The 16,902-nt window shown below is 63.9% G+C and carries 17 protein-coding genes; 7 read left to right on the top strand and 10 right to left on the bottom strand.

Annotated elements, in window-relative coordinates; genetic code table 11:
- Positions 1–42: 42 nt before the first annotated feature.
- Together EN781_RS06290 and EN781_RS06285 are read left to right on the top strand one after the other, a co-directional pair.
- Positions 43–642, top strand: coding sequence for a methyltransferase (locus tag EN781_RS06290; RefSeq protein WP_245492550.1), 600 nt, complete (start codon positions 43–45; stop codon positions 640–642).
- Between the two features lie 81 nt (positions 643–723).
- The gene (locus EN781_RS06285) at positions 724–1,140 is read left to right on the top strand and encodes a DUF1761 domain-containing protein (RefSeq protein WP_126057510.1); all 417 of its coding nucleotides are present in this window, start codon (positions 724–726) and stop codon (positions 1,138–1,140) included.
- 138 nt (positions 1,141–1,278) lie between these two features.
- On the opposite strand, the gene gcvA is transcribed toward EN781_RS06285, so the two are convergent.
- On the bottom strand, positions 1,279–2,199 hold the full coding sequence (gcvA, locus tag EN781_RS06280; protein ID WP_126057509.1) for a transcriptional regulator GcvA: 921 nt from the start codon (positions 2,197–2,199) through the stop codon (positions 1,279–1,281).
- 130 nt (positions 2,200–2,329) lie between these two features.
- Between gcvA and EN781_RS06275 the strand changes: the two genes are divergently transcribed.
- Positions 2,330–2,584 (top strand): hypothetical protein, encoded by a 255-nt coding sequence (locus EN781_RS06275; RefSeq protein WP_126057508.1) that lies wholly within the window; start codon positions 2,330–2,332, stop codon positions 2,582–2,584.
- Positions 2,585–2,643: 59 nt separating this feature from the next.
- Here EN781_RS06275 and EN781_RS06270 read toward each other — a convergent pair whose 3' ends face one another.
- Complete coding sequence (locus tag EN781_RS06270) at positions 2,644–3,180, bottom strand: L,D-transpeptidase (RefSeq protein WP_189347350.1); 537 nt, start codon at positions 3,178–3,180, stop codon at positions 2,644–2,646.
- 144 nt (positions 3,181–3,324) lie between these two features.
- Here EN781_RS06270 and EN781_RS06265 point away from each other — a divergent pair, with 144 nt between their 5' ends.
- The 3 genes from EN781_RS06265 to EN781_RS06255 all read left to right on the top strand — a co-directional run bounded on the left by EN781_RS06265 (position 3,325) and on the right by EN781_RS06255 (position 5,868).
- The gene (locus tag EN781_RS06265) at positions 3,325–4,008 is read left to right on the top strand and encodes a response regulator transcription factor (RefSeq protein ID WP_126057506.1); all 684 of its coding nucleotides are present in this window, start codon (positions 3,325–3,327) and stop codon (positions 4,006–4,008) included.
- A 224-nt stretch (positions 4,009–4,232) separates the two neighbouring features.
- Complete coding sequence (locus EN781_RS06260) at positions 4,233–4,688, top strand: cyclic nucleotide-binding domain-containing protein (protein ID WP_126057505.1); 456 nt, start codon at positions 4,233–4,235, stop codon at positions 4,686–4,688.
- An 85-nt stretch (positions 4,689–4,773) separates the two neighbouring features.
- Positions 4,774–5,868 (top strand): hypothetical protein, encoded by a 1,095-nt coding sequence (locus tag EN781_RS06255; RefSeq protein ID WP_189347348.1) that lies wholly within the window; start codon positions 4,774–4,776, stop codon positions 5,866–5,868.
- Positions 5,869–5,933: 65 nt separating this feature from the next.
- Here the strand turns inward: EN781_RS06255 and EN781_RS06250 are convergent, their stop codons facing one another.
- The 7 genes from EN781_RS06250 to tesB all read right to left on the bottom strand — a co-directional run bounded on the left by EN781_RS06250 (position 5,934) and on the right by tesB (position 14,430).
- Positions 5,934–6,740: an exodeoxyribonuclease III gene (locus tag EN781_RS06250; RefSeq protein ID WP_126057504.1), complete on the bottom strand. Its 807-nt coding sequence runs from the start codon at positions 6,738–6,740 to the stop codon at positions 5,934–5,936.
- A 287-nt stretch (positions 6,741–7,027) separates the two neighbouring features.
- Positions 7,028–7,693, bottom strand: coding sequence for an outer membrane lipoprotein carrier protein LolA (locus EN781_RS06245; protein ID WP_126057503.1), 666 nt, complete (start codon positions 7,691–7,693; stop codon positions 7,028–7,030).
- Positions 7,694–7,838: 145 nt separating this feature from the next.
- Positions 7,839–10,502, bottom strand: coding sequence for a DNA translocase FtsK (locus EN781_RS06240; protein WP_126057502.1), 2,664 nt, complete (start codon positions 10,500–10,502; stop codon positions 7,839–7,841).
- Positions 10,503–10,988: 486 nt separating this feature from the next.
- The gene (locus EN781_RS06235) at positions 10,989–11,264 is read right to left on the bottom strand and encodes a hypothetical protein (RefSeq protein WP_126057501.1); all 276 of its coding nucleotides are present in this window, start codon (positions 11,262–11,264) and stop codon (positions 10,989–10,991) included.
- A gap of 328 nt (positions 11,265–11,592) precedes the next feature.
- Positions 11,593–12,939 (bottom strand): ammonium transporter, encoded by a 1,347-nt coding sequence (locus tag EN781_RS06230; protein ID WP_126057500.1) that lies wholly within the window; start codon positions 12,937–12,939, stop codon positions 11,593–11,595.
- Positions 12,940–12,970: 31 nt separating this feature from the next.
- On the bottom strand, positions 12,971–13,309 hold the full coding sequence (locus EN781_RS06225) for a P-II family nitrogen regulator (protein WP_027169082.1): 339 nt from the start codon (positions 13,307–13,309) through the stop codon (positions 12,971–12,973).
- Between the two features lie 257 nt (positions 13,310–13,566).
- Entirely contained in the window at positions 13,567–14,430 is an 864-nt protein-coding gene (gene tesB, locus EN781_RS06220) for an acyl-CoA thioesterase II (protein ID WP_126057499.1), read from the bottom strand.
- Between the two features lie 165 nt (positions 14,431–14,595).
- Here tesB and EN781_RS06215 point away from each other — a divergent pair, with 165 nt between their 5' ends.
- Positions 14,596–15,858, top strand: a complete 1,263-nt coding sequence (locus EN781_RS06215) for a ubiquinone biosynthesis hydroxylase (RefSeq protein WP_126057498.1) — start codon at positions 14,596–14,598, stop codon at positions 15,856–15,858.
- A 221-nt stretch (positions 15,859–16,079) separates the two neighbouring features.
- On the opposite strand, the gene EN781_RS06210 is transcribed toward EN781_RS06215, so the two are convergent.
- A complete protein-coding gene (locus EN781_RS06210) occupies positions 16,080–16,610 on the bottom strand; it encodes a hypothetical protein (protein WP_126057497.1) in 531 nt (176 codons plus the stop codon).
- Positions 16,611–16,902 lie beyond the last annotated feature (292 nt).

Here is a 16,902-nt window from a genome sequence, read left to right as displayed (position 1 = left end):
AACTTTTTCGCGCTTTTCGGCGTCAGCCTGGTCACGGCGCTGATGGCCCCGCCGCATGTGCCGGAGGTGTTCCTGCATCTCGCCGACGAGGCGCATGACCTTTGGCTGCGCACGGAAGAGGAACTGGCTGCGATCGGCCTGCCGCCGCCGTTCTGGGCGTTCGCCTGGGCCGGCGGCCAGGGCCTTGCCCGCTACGTGCTCGACCATCCCGAAACCGTTCGCGGCAAGCGGGTGCTCGACTTCGCCTCCGGCTCCGGCCTGGTCGCCATCGCCGCCGCGAAGGCCGGCGCCGCAGCAGTGACCGCCGCCGACATCGATCCGTTCTGCGAGACGGCGATCGCCCTCAACCTCGAGGCCAACCGGGCCGAGGCGGAATTCCTCGGCCAGGACTGCGTCGGCGCCGACATGGGCTGGGATGTCGTGCTGGCCGGCGACGTCTTCTACGACAAGGCCTTCGCCGACAGGCTGCTGCCCTGGTTCCAGGCGCTGACGGCGCGCGGCGCCGACATCCTCGTCGGCGATCCCGGCCGCGCCTACATGCCGAAGAAGGGGCTGCAATCGCTCGCCGTCTACCAGGTGCCCGTGACGCGCGTGCTGGAGGATGCCGAGGTCAAGCGCACCACCGTCTGGCGCCTTGCTTGACGGCAGCGCCGAACAGGCGTTCCATCGCCGCGATTTCAAAGAGGGTGCATGTTAGAACGACATGCATCGGGAGGGGGTCGAATGGATTTCTCTGCGGTGAACTGGCTGGCGGTGGTCGTTGCCGCCGTGGTGGCGTGGCTGTTCGGCGCCGCCTGGTACACGACGCTCAGCAAGCCGTGGCTCAAGGCGGCTAAGCTCGATCCGGCGACGATGAAACGGTCGCCGCTGTCGTTCATCATCTCCTTCGTCGCCGAGCTGGTCATGGCAATCGTGCTGAGCCTGGTCGTCGGCGCGATGACCGGCGGCGAGCCCAGCCTTGTCGCCGGGCTGATCTTCGGCTTCGTGCTCTGGCTAGGCTTCGTCGCCACCACGCTGTCCGTCAACCACCGCTATGAAGGCTTTGGCTGGGACCTGACGCTGATCGATGCCGGCCATTGGCTGGGCGTGCTGCTCCTCATCGGCGCAGTGATTGGCTGGTTCGGCGCGCCGGCCGGCTAGGGCGAGTTGAGATTCAGGTCAGGACGAGCCAAAAGTGGCGGGTTCAGAGAACCGGAGCGTATTTGAAGTACGTGAGCACCGGAAGCGCAGGAACCCGCCATTTGCAGGCCGGCATCACCTGAATATCAACTCGCTTTCTCAGGTCGGCGTCTTCGCCGCTTCCTCGATAAGCCATTCGCGAAAGGCGGCGACGCGCGCGTCGTCCTTCACGGCCTCCGGATAAACCAGGAAATAGGCGAACTCCGGCGCCACCTTGATGCCGAGCTCGAAGGGTCGCACCAGACGCCCTTGCGAAAGGTCATTGGCAACCATGGCGAAGTCGGCCAGCGCCACCGCGTTGCCGTCGAGCGCCGCCTGCGTGGCATCGGTCGAGGACCCGAATACAAGCGTGCGGCTGTCGTCGAAATCGTCGACGCCGGCCGCATGCATCCACATGCTCCAGTTCGGCCACGTCACGCCCTGGCGCGACCAGTCGATATGCGCGAGCGTGTGGCGAAAGAGGTCGCGCGGCTCGTTGAGCGGTGGGCCGGACGCCAGCAGTGCCGGGCTGCACACCGGGATGATGATGTTGTCGAACAGGCGATGCGCGGCAAGACCGGGATATTTGCCGGCGCCGAAGCGAATGCCGATATCGACATCGTCGCGCTCGAAGTCCCTGACATCATAGGTGATGTCGAAACGCAGCTCGATGCCCGGCTTCCGCTGACGGAAATCGTCCACGCGGCGCATCAGCCACTTCGTCGCGAACTGGGCGTCGAGCGTCACCTTCAGCAGCGCCGTGCCGCGCGTCATCTTGCGGGCCCGCGACACCGCCCGGTTGAGCAGGTCGAGCGCGTCGATCGACGCCTCGAATAGGACGTTTCCGGCCTCCGTCAGCCGGATGGTGCGGCTGGTGCGGATGAACAGCGCAAGGTCGAGCTGGTCCTCGATTTCCTTGATCTGGTGGCTGACCGCCGCCGGCGTCAGGCCGAGCTCGTCGGCCGCGCGGGTGAAATTGAGGTGCCTGGCCGCCGCTTCGAACGTCCTCAGGGCACGCGTTCCGGGCAGCAGGCGGGCCATTCGATCTCCAAATAAAACTTGATGATCAAGCAAGAACTACTCGTTTCCTGTTTATTTTTCAATCCGGCATGATTGCAGCATCGAAGCACTATCAAACCGGATTTGACATCCGGAGAAACCGGATAGAGCCATGACCGAGATCGTTCTGAAGTCCCACGCCGCCCTAAATTCCCGCTCCGGTATCGCAGTCTGGCTGCGCGCCACCCTCGATTGGCTGCGTCAGGCGCGTGTCGCTGCCCAGCTTCCCCTCGAATCCATCGAGGATCTCTCCGACGACCTGCTGCGTGACATCGGCGCCGAGCGCCGGGACGTCGCAAAGGCTGTGGACCGGCAGCTCCGCGAAATCGGGCTGCTCGGCACTGGCTGGCAGCAGCCGAGAAGGTAAGGCAGTAGGGATTAGGCAGTAGGGGAAAGAGGGCATAGCGCCCTACTGCCTAGTCATCCCTACCTCACCACCCTCACCACCGTCCGATCCGAAAGCAGCGGCAACAGCCGCGCCATGGTGCGCGCCGTCACCGCCACGCAGCCTTGTGTCGGTGTGAAGCCGGGCCGCGCCAGATGGAAGAAGATGGCGCTGCCGCGGCCGCGCCGCCGCGGCGCGATGTTCCAGTCGAGCACCAGGCAGGCATCATAGAGCCGGTCATCACGGCGCATCCGCTCGTGGCTGGCGCCATAGGGAATCTTCACCGGGCGATTGTAGTTGCGGTCGTCGGGCACCTCGCACCAGCCGAGATCCGGCCCGATCGGCGCCATCGCAAGCCGCGTCCTGCGGCCGCCGGAAAAATGATCGTCGCGAAAATAGCCCGACAATATGCGCATGGCGCCAAGCGGCGTCGCGCCGTCACCTTCGCGCTTGTTCGCCGAAATGCCCCCGCGTCCCAGCGCGCAGGCGAACACCAGGCTGCCCGCCTGCAGCAGCCCCTGGCTGGGATGGCCGGGCCTGGCGCGCACGCTGAGCACGGCGAGGCCTTTTGGCAAAATTGCGCCGGCTGCATTGCATGGACGTTTTTTCTTGTATGATCGTGTCACGGAACAAATCACTGTGATCGGCTGTTGTGCCGGTCAGCTTCCGCATAAATGGGGGACGGTCAACTGAATATACTTTTTAAAACAACGGATTGATCCATGACCTCACGCACCATACTGATCGTTGACGACGATGACGACCTGCGCGGCACGCTCGTCGAGCAACTGGCCCTCTACGAAGAGTTCGACGTCCAGCAGGAAGCGACGGCCGCGAAAGGCGTCGCCGCGGCGCGCGGCGGCCTTGTCGACCTCCTGATCATGGATGTTGGCCTGCCCGACATGGACGGCCGCGAGGCGGTGAAGATCCTGCGCAAGGGCGGCTACAAGGCGCCGATCATCATGCTGACCGGCCACGACACCGATTCCGACACGATCCTCGGCCTCGAGGCCGGCGCCAACGACTATGTGACCAAGCCGTTCCGCTTCGCCGTGCTGCTTGCCCGCATCCGCGCGCAATTGCGCCAGCACGAACAGAGCGAGGACGCCACCTTCTCGGTTGGCCCCTACACCTTCAAGCCCAGCCAGAAGCTCTTGATCGACCAGCGCGGCGCCAAGGTGCGACTGACCGAGAAAGAGGCGTCGATCATCAAATACCTCTATCGCGCCGAACAGAAGGTGGTGACGCGCGACGTGCTTCTGGAAGAAGTCTGGGGCTACAATTCAGGAGTCACCACGCACACGCTGGAAACCCACGTCTACCGGCTGCGCCAGAAGATCGAGCGCGATCCTTCCAATGCCGAAATTCTTGTGACAGAAAGCGGCGGCTACAAGCTGGTTCCTTAAACTTTTCATGATCCAATGAGCGGTCAGGGCGGGGCCGCTTCGGAAGCGATCCTGGTGCTGGAGGGTGGTTGGATCGGCTCCGATGCGCATCGGCCAAAAATCGGAATCGATTTTTGGCGGGCACGATGCGTAGACTCAAAGGATGTTGGAGCGTCCTTTGCGCGTCCAGGAGGACGCCGCGCTCCAAGGGAGGGACTGGACTGACCGCTCGGGGACATAGCTAGATGGCGCTGGATGACGACATCCGCATCCTGTCCGCCGTGAAGCTCTTCGAGGGCTTCACGCAGGAGCAGTTGCGCCTGCTCGCCTTCGGCGCCGAAACCACGCTGTTGCAGGCGGACCACAAGCTCTACCGCGAGGATGACGCGGCTGACTCGGCCTATATCGTGGTCAGCGGCCGCATCGCGCTCTATCGCGAGCAGAATGGCGAGCGCGTCCCGATCGGCACCGCCGGACCCGGCACCATGCTGAGCGAACTGGCGCTGATTGCCGACACCAACCGGCTGACCAGCGCATCGGCCGCGGTCGACTCTGAAGTGATCCGGCTCAGCCGCAAGATGTTCCGCCGCATCCTGGAGGAATATCCGGAGATTGCGGTGCTGTTGCACGAGCGCATCCTGGAGGAATTCCAGCAGATGATCAGGCGCATCGAAAAACTGGGGCCGCGTTTCACGGGGTAGACGAATCGCACCTGGCGTTGATCATCCGGCCCCGAGGGCGAGGTTCCGTTGACAGGCAAAAGGTGAGATCCTACAGGACTCGAGGATGGGCCGCGTAGCAGGAACCGACACCACCGAGCTCCTGGGGGGAGCGGGAATGCCGCCAGCGCGTTACGAGACGATTATCTTGTATTCACGCAAGGACGCGTTCGGCGACGGCTTGCTGCGGATTCCGGCCTTGCGAGCGGCGAGAACGGCATTTCCCGACAGTTTGATCGTGTACGGAACCACCCAGACATGCACGCTCGAAACCGCCGTCAATGACCATGTCCGCCACCTGGTCGATACGATAAGGGCGCAGACGCCCTTGGCGCATCTGGTCGCCAGTCATCGCAAGGGCAAAGGGCAGCTGGCCATTGTCGATTTCCGCATTGTCGCGCCCTGGCTGGTTCAAACCTGGGTATCGCTGCTCGGCCGCGGCATCGTCTACGAAGCAAATTTTCCGGCGTTCGCTCTTTCCTGGCCCCCCGGCCATGGACCCGAAACACGACCAGAGCACAATGCATGGCGCTACCACCGCCTTGTCGAACGCCTGGCGGGAAAGCGGTTGCCTTTTGACCATCGGCTGGAGCCGACTGCGGCCGCGCGTGCGGCGGCCAGGCGCCTGGCCGGCAAGCATGCTCCATTGGTCGTCATCGCGGCCCATGGGGATGGCAACAAACGGATGACAGCGGATCAGGTTGTCGCGATATCCGACAGTATGATCGGCGATGGCGCCAACCTCATCTATGTGAAAACACCGGGCGTCGGCCCAGACATGGCCGAGTTGGCGCAACGCGTGCCGAAATTGCGGCTCGTCGATTCTGGCGCGGCGCAAGATATTCCTGTCAGCGACATCCTGCTGGCGCTCGGGGAACTCGCCGATCTTTACATTGGCGCCGAAGGCGGCACGGCGCATCTCATGGCCACGGTGATGACGCCGATGGTCATCGTCAATAGCGGTGCCAACATGGCTCGCTGGCGACCGCTTTCGAACAGCGTGGACGCGGTGGAAGCGCGCCATGAAAGCCCGACCGGCCTGGTCGCCGATGTCCCGGCGCCGAAAATCATAGAAGCCGCCCGGCGGATGCTGGCGACGCGCCGCCGGGATCACCCCTGTCTGATGGGGCATGCGGACGAACAGGAGGCTCTGCCCGCGTAGGTTCCGGAACGGCGCGCCCAAGAACGTCAGGCCCCGTGTTTGAATCCGTCCGGCTGCGGCGGACTTCAATCCAGATCGAACCGCGCAATCACCGGCACGTGGTCCGACGGCCGCTCCCAGCCGCGCGCCGGGCGCAGGATCTCGTAGCCGGTGAAGCGCTCCACCAGGTTCGGCGAAGACCAGACATGGTCAAGCCGCCGGCCGCGGTCCGACGCTTGCCAGTCCTGCGCGCGGTAGCTCCACCAGGTGTAGAGTTTTTGCTCGGCAGGCACGTTGAGCCGCATCAGGTCGACCCAGTCGCCGGCGCGCCGCATCGCCTCGAAGCTTTCGGTCTCCACCGGCGTGTGGCTGACGACGTTGAGCAGCTGCTTGTGCGACCAGACGTCATGCTCCAGCGGCGCGATGTTGAGGTCGCCGACCAGGATCGAGCCGGACCCGGCGTCGTGCTCGGCCCGTACACCATTCATCTCGGCGACGAAATCCAGCTTGTGCCTGAACTTGCGGTTGATCTCCGGGTCGGGCTCGTCGCCGCCCGCCGGCACATAGAAATTATGCAGCAGGATCGACTTGCCGCTGGCGCTTACCCTGACCGAGAGGTGTCGGCTGTCGTCGATCTCGCAGAAGCGGCGCTTTTCAACCAGCTCGATCGGCCGCCGCGCCACCGTGGCGACGCCGTGATAGCCTTTCTGGCCGTGGAAGGCGATGTGCTCGTAGCCGAGCTTGCGGAAGGCCTTTTCGGGAAAAAGCTCGTCCGGAACCTTCGTCTCCTGCAGACAGAGCACATCGGGCGCGTATTCCAGAAGCAGGCGCTCGACGATCGGCATGCGCAGCCGCACCGAGTTGATGTTCCAGGTGGCGATGGAAAAGGGCATGCGGCGGGGTCCGGCAAGAGGTCGCCGAACTACTGCCAGCCGCCAGCCATAAAAACAAGCCGGCGACAATCGCCGAGGCGCTCGCCGCCCCTCATTGCCCGGCCGGGCATTTCTGCCCGTAAACGGGGAGAAAGAAGCCGGCCGCAGCCTTGGCACTCATTCTGCAACGCTGGAGATTGGCGAAACCGTCGATGACGGCGTCCCTTCTCCCCGTTTACGGGGAGAAGATGGCGGCAGCCGGATGAGGGGCGGCGCCGACGCTCGCAAGAGCACTAAGACGAAGGAAGTTATCTTGTCTTCGTATTCACCTCACGGTTCGCCGTGTAATCTATGGCGAAGGTGTCGGGAGCGAAGCTGACGCCTTCCTTGACGTTGAAGATCATCACCGTCGTGTCCTTGCCCTGGGCGTCGGTGATGGTCCATTGCCGCAGTTCATAGGACTTCGGATCGAACATCATGGTGATCCTGGCATTGCCGAACACCGATTTGTCGGAGAGCTGGATGGTGGTGAGATCGTCCTCTTCCTTGACGCTCTTTACTCGTCCGCCGGAGAGATCGATGCGATTGTCGAGCAAAAGCTTCAGCGGCGTCTTCGACAGCGGATAGAGATCGGAGGTGTTGAGCTTCTTGTTGAGGATGACCACCGACTTGCCGTCGGAGATCACCCGGAAATTCGACGATCCATCATAGTTGAAGCGGATCTTGCCCGGCCGTTCCAGGAAGAACTTGCCGCCGGTCTGCTCGCCCTTCGGTCCGAACTGAACGAACTCGCCGCTCATCGATTTGACCGAGGAGAAGTGGTCGGCGATCTTCTGCGCCGCCGGCGGAATCGCCGCCTGCGCCGACGCCAGGAGCTGGAATCCGGGGACGACATTGACGCTTGCCGCGCCGGCAAGCACGAGGCCGAGGCCAAGCGCCTGGCGGCGGTTCGGGGCGAAAGGTTCGTTTTTCATGCCGGTCACTTTCTGATTCGAATGGTGTCGCAGTCTCTGGACCCCCAGTTGGGCTTAAGTTTGGCGGCTCCAGCGACGCTCCGTCGCCTCAACGCGCCGAAAGGTTCAAGGTTGCCAGCCGGCATCACCTGGATATCGATAGACCCTAGAACTTGTCCTCCTCCGTCGGCACCAGGATCTCGCGTTTTCCGGCATGGTTGGCCGGACCGACAATGCCTTCCTTCTCCATCTTCTCGATGATCGAGGCGGCGCGGTTGTAGCCGATGCCGAGTCGGCGCTGGATGTAGCTGGTCGAGGCCTTGCCGTCGCGCAGCACCACCGCCACCGCCTGGTCGTAGGGGTCGTCGGAATCCTCGAAATTGCCGCCGCCACCGCCGCCGGAACCGCCCTTGCCGGAACCTTCGTCCTCGTCGTCCTCGTCATCATCCTCGGTGATGGCGTCGAGATATTCGGGAACGCCCTGCAGCTTCAGGTGCGCGACGATCCTCTCGACCTCGTCGTCGGACACGAACGGGCCGTGCACGCGCTGGATGCGGCCGCCGCCGGCCATGTAGAGCATGTCGCCCATGCCGAGCAATTGCTCCGCGCCCTGCTCGCCAAGGATGGTGCGGCTGTCGATCTTCGACGTCACCTGGAAGGAGATGCGGGTCGGGAAGTTGGCCTTGATCGTGCCGGTGATGACGTCGACCGAAGGGCGCTGGGTCGCCATGATGACATGGATGCCGGCGGCGCGCGCCATCTGCGCCAGGCGCTGAACCGCACCCTCAATGTCCTTGCCGGCGACCATCATCAGGTCGGCCATTTCGTCGATGATGACGACGATATAGGGCATCGGCTCGAGGTCGAGATCCTCCGTCTCGTAGATCGCCTCGCCGGTCTGGCGATCGAAGCCGGTCTGCACGGTGCGCGAGATCTTCTCGCCCTTCTTCTCCGCCAGCTGGACGCGCGCGTTGAACCCGTCGATGTTGCGCACACCGACCTTGGACATCTTGCGGTAGCGGTCCTCCATCTCGCGCACGGTCCACTTCAGCGCCACCACCGCCTTCTTCGGATCGGTGACGACCGGCGTCAAAAGATGCGGAATGCCGTCATAGACGGAGAGTTCGAGCATCTTCGGATCGATCATGATCAGCCGGCATTCCTGCGGCGTCAGCCGGTAGAGCAGCGACAGGATCATGGTGTTGATGGCGACCGACTTGCCCGAGCCGGTGGTGCCGGCGACCAGAACGTGCGGCATCTTGGCGATGTCGACGATGACGGCCTCGCCATTGATGGTCTTGCCGAGCGCCAGCGCCAGCTTCGCCTTGGTGGTCTCGAAGTCGCGGCTGGCCATGATTTCCCGCAGATACACCGTCTCGCGCTTGGCGTTGGGCAGCTCAATGCCGATGGCGTTGCGGCCGGGCACGACGGCGACGCGGCAGGCGATCGCGCTCATCGAGCGGGCGATGTCGTCGGACAGGCCGATGACGCGAGACGACTTGATGCCGGGCGCCGGCTCGAGCTCGTAGAGTGTGACGACCGGGCCGGGCCGTACATGGATGATCTCGCCCTTGACGCCGAAATCCTCGAGCACGCCTTCCAGGAGCCGCGCATTCTGCTCCAGCGCGTCCTTGGACAGGCTGGCGTCGCGCACCACATTCTTCGGCTCCGACAGGAAATGCAGCGACGGCATCTCGAATTTGTCCGAGCCGATCAGCGAGGTCTGCGCCTCGCGCTGGACGCGCGCGCCCGGCGCCGGACGCGGCGCCGGCGCCTCGACGCGGGTTGCGGCATCGGAACGGAAATTCTGCACCTTCGCCGTCGGCGTGGCGCGGCGCTGGACAGGAGGCTCGTCGGCGAAATCCAAGTCGTCGTCCTCGTCACTGTCGAAGATGTCGTCGTCAGGATCGACCGAGATACTGCGGTCGTTGACCATGGCGGCGAAGAATTCAGGCTCGACGCGGGCGCGGCCGCCCGGGCTCATCCGCGATTCGGCGAACTCGGCTGATTCGACGCGCTCGGCTGCGCGCCGCCAGGCGCTGGCGCGCGGCTCCATCTCCGGCTCGTACTCGCGCTCGTGCTGGCGGCGCGCGGCGCGGCGGTGCATCCAGGCCCTGAACGACAGCCACCAGTGGGTGATGGCGCCGAGTGCCAGGATGCCTTCATCGCCCTCGTCCTCATCCTCGTCGAAGAGCAGGTCGTCCTGCTCGCGCGGCTCGGGCTCGGCGGCGCGCTCCATGACGGCAAAGCCGTTCTTGCGGGAAATCAGCGCCGAGCCGTAGGCAAACAGCCACAATGCCGGCGCGGCAAGGACCACGGCGACGATGCTGGCGAAAAGGCCCTTGGGATAGCCGCCAACGGCGATGCCGGGGATCTTCAGCACCATGTCGCCGAAAACACCGCCAAGGCCCGTCGGCAACGGCCAGGTTTTGGGTGGCGTGACACAGCCGGCGATCGCCGCCGCAAGTAGCGCGAAGCCGAACCAGGCGAGGCCGCGCTTGGGCAGCCGGTCGACGCCGCGCGCGGAAAAGAGCAGGAAGCCCCAAATCACCGCCGGCACCAGGGCCGCGACCGCGGCAAGGCCGAAGAACTGCATGGCAAGATCGGCGAACACCGCCCCCGCATAACCCATCGCGTTGGTGACGATGTTGTCGGTGGCGTGCGAGAAGCTCGGATCGGCGACGTTCCAGGTGGCAAGGCCGGCGACGCCGAAGGCGACGAGCGTGAACAGACCGGCGCCGACCAGCCGCCCAAGCTGACGCCGCGCGAATGCCTGGATGCCGTGCCCCGTATCAGTTAGCGCGAGCGGTGCTGAAGCGCCTGAACGCATGCCTCTTCCCCGTCTGTGAGTGCCTCGCCGGACGCATGACGCACGCCGGCAGATTCGGATGACAGACTATCGGCGGGAAGGTTAAGGGCGCATTAACTATAAGAGGTTGAAGCGGCCTGGGCGCGCATCACCGGCGGTTGAATTGTTGTTGCCGGACACGCGGCTTTCCGCAGCCTGGCCGCGCATGCAAAAAAGCCTCGCGAGCCGGAGCCAGCGAGGCTTTCGTTGTGGAGAGCGAAAGTGGGATTTCACCTTCCATGATCCCGGGGGTTTGGATCGAGGCAAAGGCTAGCCGATGAAAGGTGCCGAACTGAATCACTCTGAATCACATTCGCTTGATGCTCACGTGAGGATCGTCGGTTGTCGCAATGGATAAAGCTTGACGCCGGCTTTATCGGTTCGGGCGACGAAGGCGGGCCGCGCGGCCCGCCATCTCTCATTGGAACAAGGATGCGATCGGGCCCGTCTGGAACCGATCTGTAGCAATCACTTGTGACCGGCGTACATCATCAAGTTGGCGCAGAATTCGGCATGAGGCTTGCTCATCGCCGCGTCCTGGCACTCCTTCATCATCATGTCTTGCTTGTCTTTGGCCGTCGCAGCCCAGGCCGCCTTGAAATCGGCTTCCGGCTTCATGGTTTTCATGCCGGTATCGGTGAAGAATGGCGCCATGTTGTCCGGTTCGTCGAGAGCACCGGCCAATGCGGCGCCGCTGACCATGGAGAGAGCGAGTGCTCCGAGGAAGATGCTCTTGATGTTCATCGGTTGGTTCCTTCCCTGTTGTTAGCGAGCGCCAGAACGGCGGTCGCTACCCCAGTACGGAGCCGGAAGGCCCAATGTTTCTTTCCGCTGGCACATCACGCGACCGTGATCGCGTGAAACGATTCCTCGTTCGCCCAATTGAGGCGCACGATTTTCCAAAAAAGGAGGCCCGGAAGATGTTTCCGGGCCTCAATGCGTGAGCACCTTTCGGAGCGTCACGACGGGATTGTTGAGCAATTCCGGAAAAATGCGTAGCGGCTTCGGTCGGAATTGCGTGAAACGGATCCGCCGCCGGCGGGAGGATGCCGGCGCCGGATGGTCGATAGGCTCACGGCACCACTTCGCCGTGCTGGCTGATGTCGAGGCCTTCGATTTCTTCCTGGCTGCTCGGACGCAGGCCGACCAGGGCCTTGACGATGTAGAGGATCACGAAGGTCGCGATCGCCGTCCACAGGATAGTGAAGACGATGCCGTAGATCTGGGTGCCGACCGAGGCGCCCTTGCCGAGCGCGTTGATCTCGGGATCGGCCAGCGCGCCGGTGAGCAGCGCGCCGATGATGCCGCCGACGCCGTGCACGCCGAAGGCATCGAGCGAGTCGTCATAGCCGAGCATGTGCTTCACCTTGACGGCCGAGATATAGCAGACGACGCCGGCGACGATGCCGATGATGAAGGCGCCGGTCGGATTGACGAAGCCGGAGGCGGGCGTCACGGCGACCAGGCCGGCGACGGCGCCCGAGATGATGCCGAGCACGCTCGGCTTCTTGGCGATGATCCATTCGGCGAACATCCAGGCGAGCGCCGCTGCGGCGGTGGCGACCTGGGTGTTCAGCATCGCGGCGCCGGCGAGGCCGTCGGCGGCCAGTTCCGAACCGGCGTTGAAGCCGAACCAGCCAACCCACAGCAGCGAAGCGCCGATGACCGAATAGACGAGGTTGTGCGGCGCCATGTTGGCGGTGCCGTAGCCCTCGCGCTTACCGAGGACGAGGGCGCAGACCAGACCCGCGACACCGGCGTTGATGTGGACGACCGTGCCGCCGGCAAAGTCGAGAACGCCGGCCGAACCGAGGAAGCCGCCGCCCCACACCCAGTGGGCGATCGGCGCATAGACGAACACCAGCCACAGGCCCATGAAGATGAGCAGGGCCGAGAATTTCATGCGCTCGGCGAAGGCGCCGGCGATCAGCGCAGGCGTGATGATGGCGAAGGTCAGCTGGAACATCGAGAAGACGAATTCAGGAATGTTCGCCACGCCCGGCAGCCACAGCGTCGCGGTGGTGATGCCGTGGTGGAAGAACTTGGAGAAGCCGCCGACATAGGCATTGGTGCTGCCGCCGTCGGAAAAGGCCAGCGAATAGCCGAACATGAACCACAGCACCGTCACCAGGCAGGTGATGGCGAAGCTCTGCATGATGGTGGCGAGCACGTTCTTCTTGCGCACCATGCCGCCGTAGAACAGCGCCAGGCCCGGGATGGTCATCATCAGCACCAGCGCCGTCGAGGTCAGCATCCAGGCGGTGTTGCCGGTGTCGAGCGTTGGCGCCGGCGTGGCGGGCGCCGCTGCCGGAGCCGCGGCTTCCTGCGCGAAGGCGGCGACCGTGCCCAGGGCCGTCAGGGCGAGCGCGCCGAGAGCAGTCGCGCGCCCCGTCGTCTTAAAGGTGGAAGGAATATTCATTGAACTCTCCGTTGGAATGGGGGATCGCCGCTCAGAGCGCGTCGGTGTCTGTTTCGCCGGTGCGGATGCGCACCGCCTGGTCGATGCCGAAGACGAAGATCTTGCCGTCGCCGATCTGGCCGGTCTTGGCCGCCGACGTAATGGCTTCGACGGCCTTGTCGACCATGTCGGCACCAACCGCGACCTCGATCTTGATTTTGGGCAGGAAGCTGACCGCGTATTCCGCACCGCGATAGATTTCCGTATGTCCCTTCTGACGCCCGTAGCCTTTGACTTCGGTGACGGTCAGGCCCTGGATGCCGACTGCGGTGAGCGCTTCGCGCACCTCATCGAGCTTGAACGGCTTGATGATTGCCATCACGATTTTCATAAGGTTTCACCCTTTGCTGTTGCGGGTCCCCCGCGTTTGCACACCTTCACCGATCCTCATGAGAGCCGGAAAGTGCGCAACAGGATTCAAGCTCCGTGCCAATTGCCGAAGCAGCCCGTTAACCTGTTGTAAACAAAGGAATTGAGGGGCATTTCCATGCCGACTGTTCAGAGTCGCGGCAGGACAAATGATTAAAAAATAGGCAAATTTTCAAAAATGCCTGTTCAGTGGGCTTGAACCGAAAGTCGGCTATCTGCTCAGCGCTTCAGCCGGATCAGGCCTTCCTGGGCAACCGAGGCGATCAGCGTGCCGTCACGGGCAAACAGCGAGCCGCGCGTGAAGCCGCGCGAGCCCTGCGTGGAGGGGCTGTCCTGCGTGTAGAGGATCCAGTCGTCGAGCGGGTGGCTGCGATGGAACCACATGGCGTGGTCGAGGCTCGCGGCCTGGATGTCGCGGTCGAAGATGGCGCGGCCATGCGCGAAGGTCGAGGTGTCGAGCAGCGTCATGTCGGAGAGATAGGCGAGCACTGCCGCCCGGGTGGCGCGGTCGGCCGGCACCGGGCCGGTGGTGCGGATCCAGATGTTCTGCTTCGGCTCCAGCTTTTCGCGGCTGGTGTAGTGCTTCAGCATCACCGGCTTCATCTCGATCGGCCGGTCGCGGTCCCAGTAGCGCTTGATGCCTTCGGGGACCGCTTCGCCGAACTTGCCGAGCAGTTCGCGCTGGCTGAGCAGATTGTCGGGCGCCGGCACATCCTGCGGCATCGGCACCTGGTGCTCGAGGCCGACCTCGTCCTGCTGGAATGAGGCCTCCAGCGAGAAGATCGCCTGGCCGTGCTGGATCGCCACCACGCGCCGCGTGGTGAAGGAGCCGCCGTCGCGGATGCGGTCGACCTCGTAGATGATCGGCACCTTGGTGTCGCCGGGCCGCATGAAATAGCCGTGCAGCGAATGCACGTGGCGCTCTGGCTCGACGGTGCGCTGGGCGGCGACCAGCGCCTGGGCGATCGTCTGGCCGCCGAAGACCCGCTGCCAGTCGAGCTTGGGGCTGCGACCACGGTACAGATTGTGTTCGAGCTGCTCGAGGTCGAGAATGTCGAGTAGCTCGTCCATGGCCGCCGTCATGTTTCACGCTCCAGCCGCAAAAGATGTTATGGCGGTTTCGGACAGGAAGGGCGGGCAGTCAAGACCGGCGTGGTGCGGCAGGCTGTAGACTAGGCATGTCGCCCAAAAGTGGCAGCGGTTTTGGGGCAGCGACATGCGTAGACAGAGCCGTGAAAGGAATTTGCCATGGTTGACCGTAAGGCAGATGCAGGATCGAGAGCCTCGCTCGACGTGCTGGTCGCCGGCGCCGGCTATGTCGGGCTGGCCAGCGCGGTTTCGCTGAAGCAGGCACGCCCCAGCCTCGCCGTCGCCGTCGTCGACGCGGCGCCCGCCGGCGTCTGGCAAAAGGATGGCCGCGCCTCGGCGATCGCCGCCGCCGCCTGCCGCATGCTGGAGCAACTCGGCGTCTGGAGCGAGATCGCGCCGGAAGCGCAGGCGATCACCGAAATGATCATCACCGATTCGCGCACCGCCGATCCGGTGCGGCCGGTGTTCCTGACCTTTGACGGCGAAGTGGCGCCCGGCGAGCCCTTCGCCCACATGGTCGCCAACAGGGACCTGAACGGCGCGCTGCGCCGGCGCGCCGAAAAACTCGGCATCGACATCATCGAAGGTCTCGCCGTCAGCGCCTTCGAAATCGACGGCGCCGGCATCACCGTGCATCTGGCGGACGGCGCGACCTTGAAGGCGCGACTGCTGGTCGCTGCCGATGGCGTCAACTCGAAGCTGCGCGACATGGCCGGCATCAAGACGGTGAAGTGGGAGTACGGCCAATCCGGTATCGTCTGCACCGTGGCGCATGAACGGCCGCACAATGGCCGCGCCGAAGAGCATTTCCTGCCCGCCGGCCCCTTCGCGACGCTGCCTCTGAAGCCCGACAAGGACGGCCGCAACCGCTCCTCCATCGTCTGGGTCGAACGCACCGAGGATGCGCGGAAGCTGGTCGAGGGCGACGACCTTGTCTTCGAGCACGAGTTGGAGCTGCATTTCGGCCTCAGGCTGGGCGAGATCCATGCCGCCGACAAGCCGCGCGCCTGGCCGCTTGGGCTGACCCTTGCCCGCGCCTTCGTCGCGCCCCGCATCGCGCTTGCCGGCGATGCCGCGCACGGCATCCACCCGATTGCCGGCCAGGGGCTCAACCTCGGCTTCAAGGATGTGGCGGCGCTGGCCGAGGTGGTGGTCGAGGCCGACCGGCTGGGCCAGGACATCGGCGCGCTCGACGTGCTCGAACGCTACCAGCAATGGCGGCGCTTCGACACCGTGCAGATGGGCGTCACCACCGATGTGCTGAACCGGCTGTTCTCCAACGACATCGGCCCGCTGCGCGCGGCGCGCGACATCGGCCTCGGCCTCGTCGAGCGCATGCCGAAGCTGAAGGACTTTTTCATCCGCCAGGCCTCGGGCCTGTCCGGCGACACGCCGCGGCTACTGAAAGGGGAAGCGATCTAGCAGCCAAAGAAGGTAATAGAAGACCGCTACGGCGGCCAGCATGCCGAGCACCCACCTGCCGACCCTGGATTTGCGCAACCTGTCTCCAACAGCGCGTCAATCAAATCGGCCAATTCGGCAGCCGCGCTGGCAATTGCTTCCCTCTATTTCCCCACGGTTGGGCATGCCCACCCTGATGTAGGCACAACTGCCTTCAGTTCAAAGATCGGTGGTCGCCTGGATCAATTCACCTCGAACCCAAGCTTCTGCCGCAGCCGCAGCATCCGCTGGTCCGGTATCTTCAGGCCCTGCTCGCCGCCCTTTGCGACGCGATTGAGCATCTGCAGCAGATCTTCCCTTTCGTGCGGGTCGAGGCGCTCGCGCAGGAACGGCGCCAGCTTGTCGATGACGATCGTCGTGTCGTCGATCTGCGCCGTTGCCCACTTGGCGTAGACGACGGCCTCGTCGGTCTTCTTCTGGCCATCCGCAATCCCCGAAATCACCTCGCGGATGACGGCTTCGCGCTGCGGCAGGATGGGCCCCTGTTCCGACACGATGGCGGTGATCAGCGTCGCCGCCGCCACAACGGGATTGTCGATCGCCGTCAGCGGCGACAGCGCCGCCTGCTTGCGCAGCTTCTTGCGGCGGATGTTGCCCTGAACGCGGCCGACGACGTCGGCGACCTCGCGCGCGGCCTCGTTCATGGCCTTCATCCGGTACCACCAGAACGCGGCCGCTCCCAACACGCCAAGGATAGCAAGCAGGAAAGGCATGTCAAAATCCCCCGGAAATTTCCGGCGACAATAAGAGAACTGTGCCGTTGCTTCAACACGCAAGAATTGCGGCCGGTGAAGAAGAGGTGCTCTCCCTCCAGGCAACTGCGCACCGGATCGAATGTCCTGGCTTTCGGTCGCTCACCCGCAAGGCAAACGATGCAGCCTCTTGCCGACGACGCTGCAGCTGGTCGACGCGCACTGCAAGAAATTTCACCATCTGATATTTCATGCAACATCGTTGACACGCAAAAAACCCCGCCGTATTCAACGTTGCCAGAGATTTCATATC

This window comes from Mesorhizobium sp. M4A.F.Ca.ET.090.04.2.1 (assembly GCF_003999085.1).
Lineage (GTDB): Bacteria > Pseudomonadota > Alphaproteobacteria > Rhizobiales > Rhizobiaceae > Mesorhizobium.
This window is presented reverse-complemented; position numbering and strand designations above follow the sequence as displayed.

Excerpts from the sequence above, each read along its gene's own strand:
- EN781_RS06260 (WP_126057505.1), top strand. The coding sequence starts at position 4,233 with ATGGCGCTGGATGACGACATCCGCATCCTGTCCGCCGTGAAGCTCTTC.
- EN781_RS06215 (WP_126057498.1), top strand. The coding sequence starts at position 14,596 with ATGGTTGACCGTAAGGCAGATGCAGGATCGAGAGCCTCGCTCGACGTG.
- EN781_RS06250 (WP_126057504.1), bottom strand. The coding sequence starts at position 6,740 with ATGCCCTTTTCCATCGCCACCTGGAACATCAACTCGGTGCGGCTGCGC.
- EN781_RS06225 (WP_027169082.1), bottom strand. The coding sequence starts at position 13,309 with ATGAAAATCGTGATGGCAATCATCAAGCCGTTCAAGCTCGATGAGGTG.
- gcvA (WP_126057509.1), bottom strand. The coding sequence starts at position 2,199 with ATGGCCCGCCTGCTGCCCGGAACGCGTGCCCTGAGGACGTTCGAAGCG.
- EN781_RS06230 (WP_126057500.1), bottom strand. The coding sequence starts at position 12,939 with ATGAATATTCCTTCCACCTTTAAGACGACGGGGCGCGCGACTGCTCTC.
- EN781_RS06275 (WP_126057508.1), top strand. The coding sequence starts at position 2,330 with ATGACCGAGATCGTTCTGAAGTCCCACGCCGCCCTAAATTCCCGCTCC.
- EN781_RS06235 (WP_126057501.1), bottom strand. The coding sequence starts at position 11,264 with ATGAACATCAAGAGCATCTTCCTCGGAGCACTCGCTCTCTCCATGGTC.
- EN781_RS06285 (WP_126057510.1), top strand. The coding sequence starts at position 724 with ATGGATTTCTCTGCGGTGAACTGGCTGGCGGTGGTCGTTGCCGCCGTG.
- EN781_RS06255 (WP_189347348.1), top strand. The coding sequence starts at position 4,774 with ATGGGCCGCGTAGCAGGAACCGACACCACCGAGCTCCTGGGGGGAGCG.
- EN781_RS06265 (WP_126057506.1), top strand. The coding sequence starts at position 3,325 with ATGACCTCACGCACCATACTGATCGTTGACGACGATGACGACCTGCGC.
- tesB (WP_126057499.1), bottom strand. The coding sequence starts at position 14,430 with ATGACGGCGGCCATGGACGAGCTACTCGACATTCTCGACCTCGAGCAG.
- EN781_RS06210 (WP_126057497.1), bottom strand. The coding sequence starts at position 16,610 with ATGCCTTTCCTGCTTGCTATCCTTGGCGTGTTGGGAGCGGCCGCGTTC.
- EN781_RS06240 (WP_126057502.1), bottom strand. The coding sequence starts at position 10,502 with ATGCGTTCAGGCGCTTCAGCACCGCTCGCGCTAACTGATACGGGGCAC.
- EN781_RS06245 (WP_126057503.1), bottom strand. The coding sequence starts at position 7,693 with ATGAAAAACGAACCTTTCGCCCCGAACCGCCGCCAGGCGCTTGGCCTC.
- EN781_RS06290 (WP_245492550.1), top strand. The coding sequence starts at position 43 with ATGGCCCCGCCGCATGTGCCGGAGGTGTTCCTGCATCTCGCCGACGAG.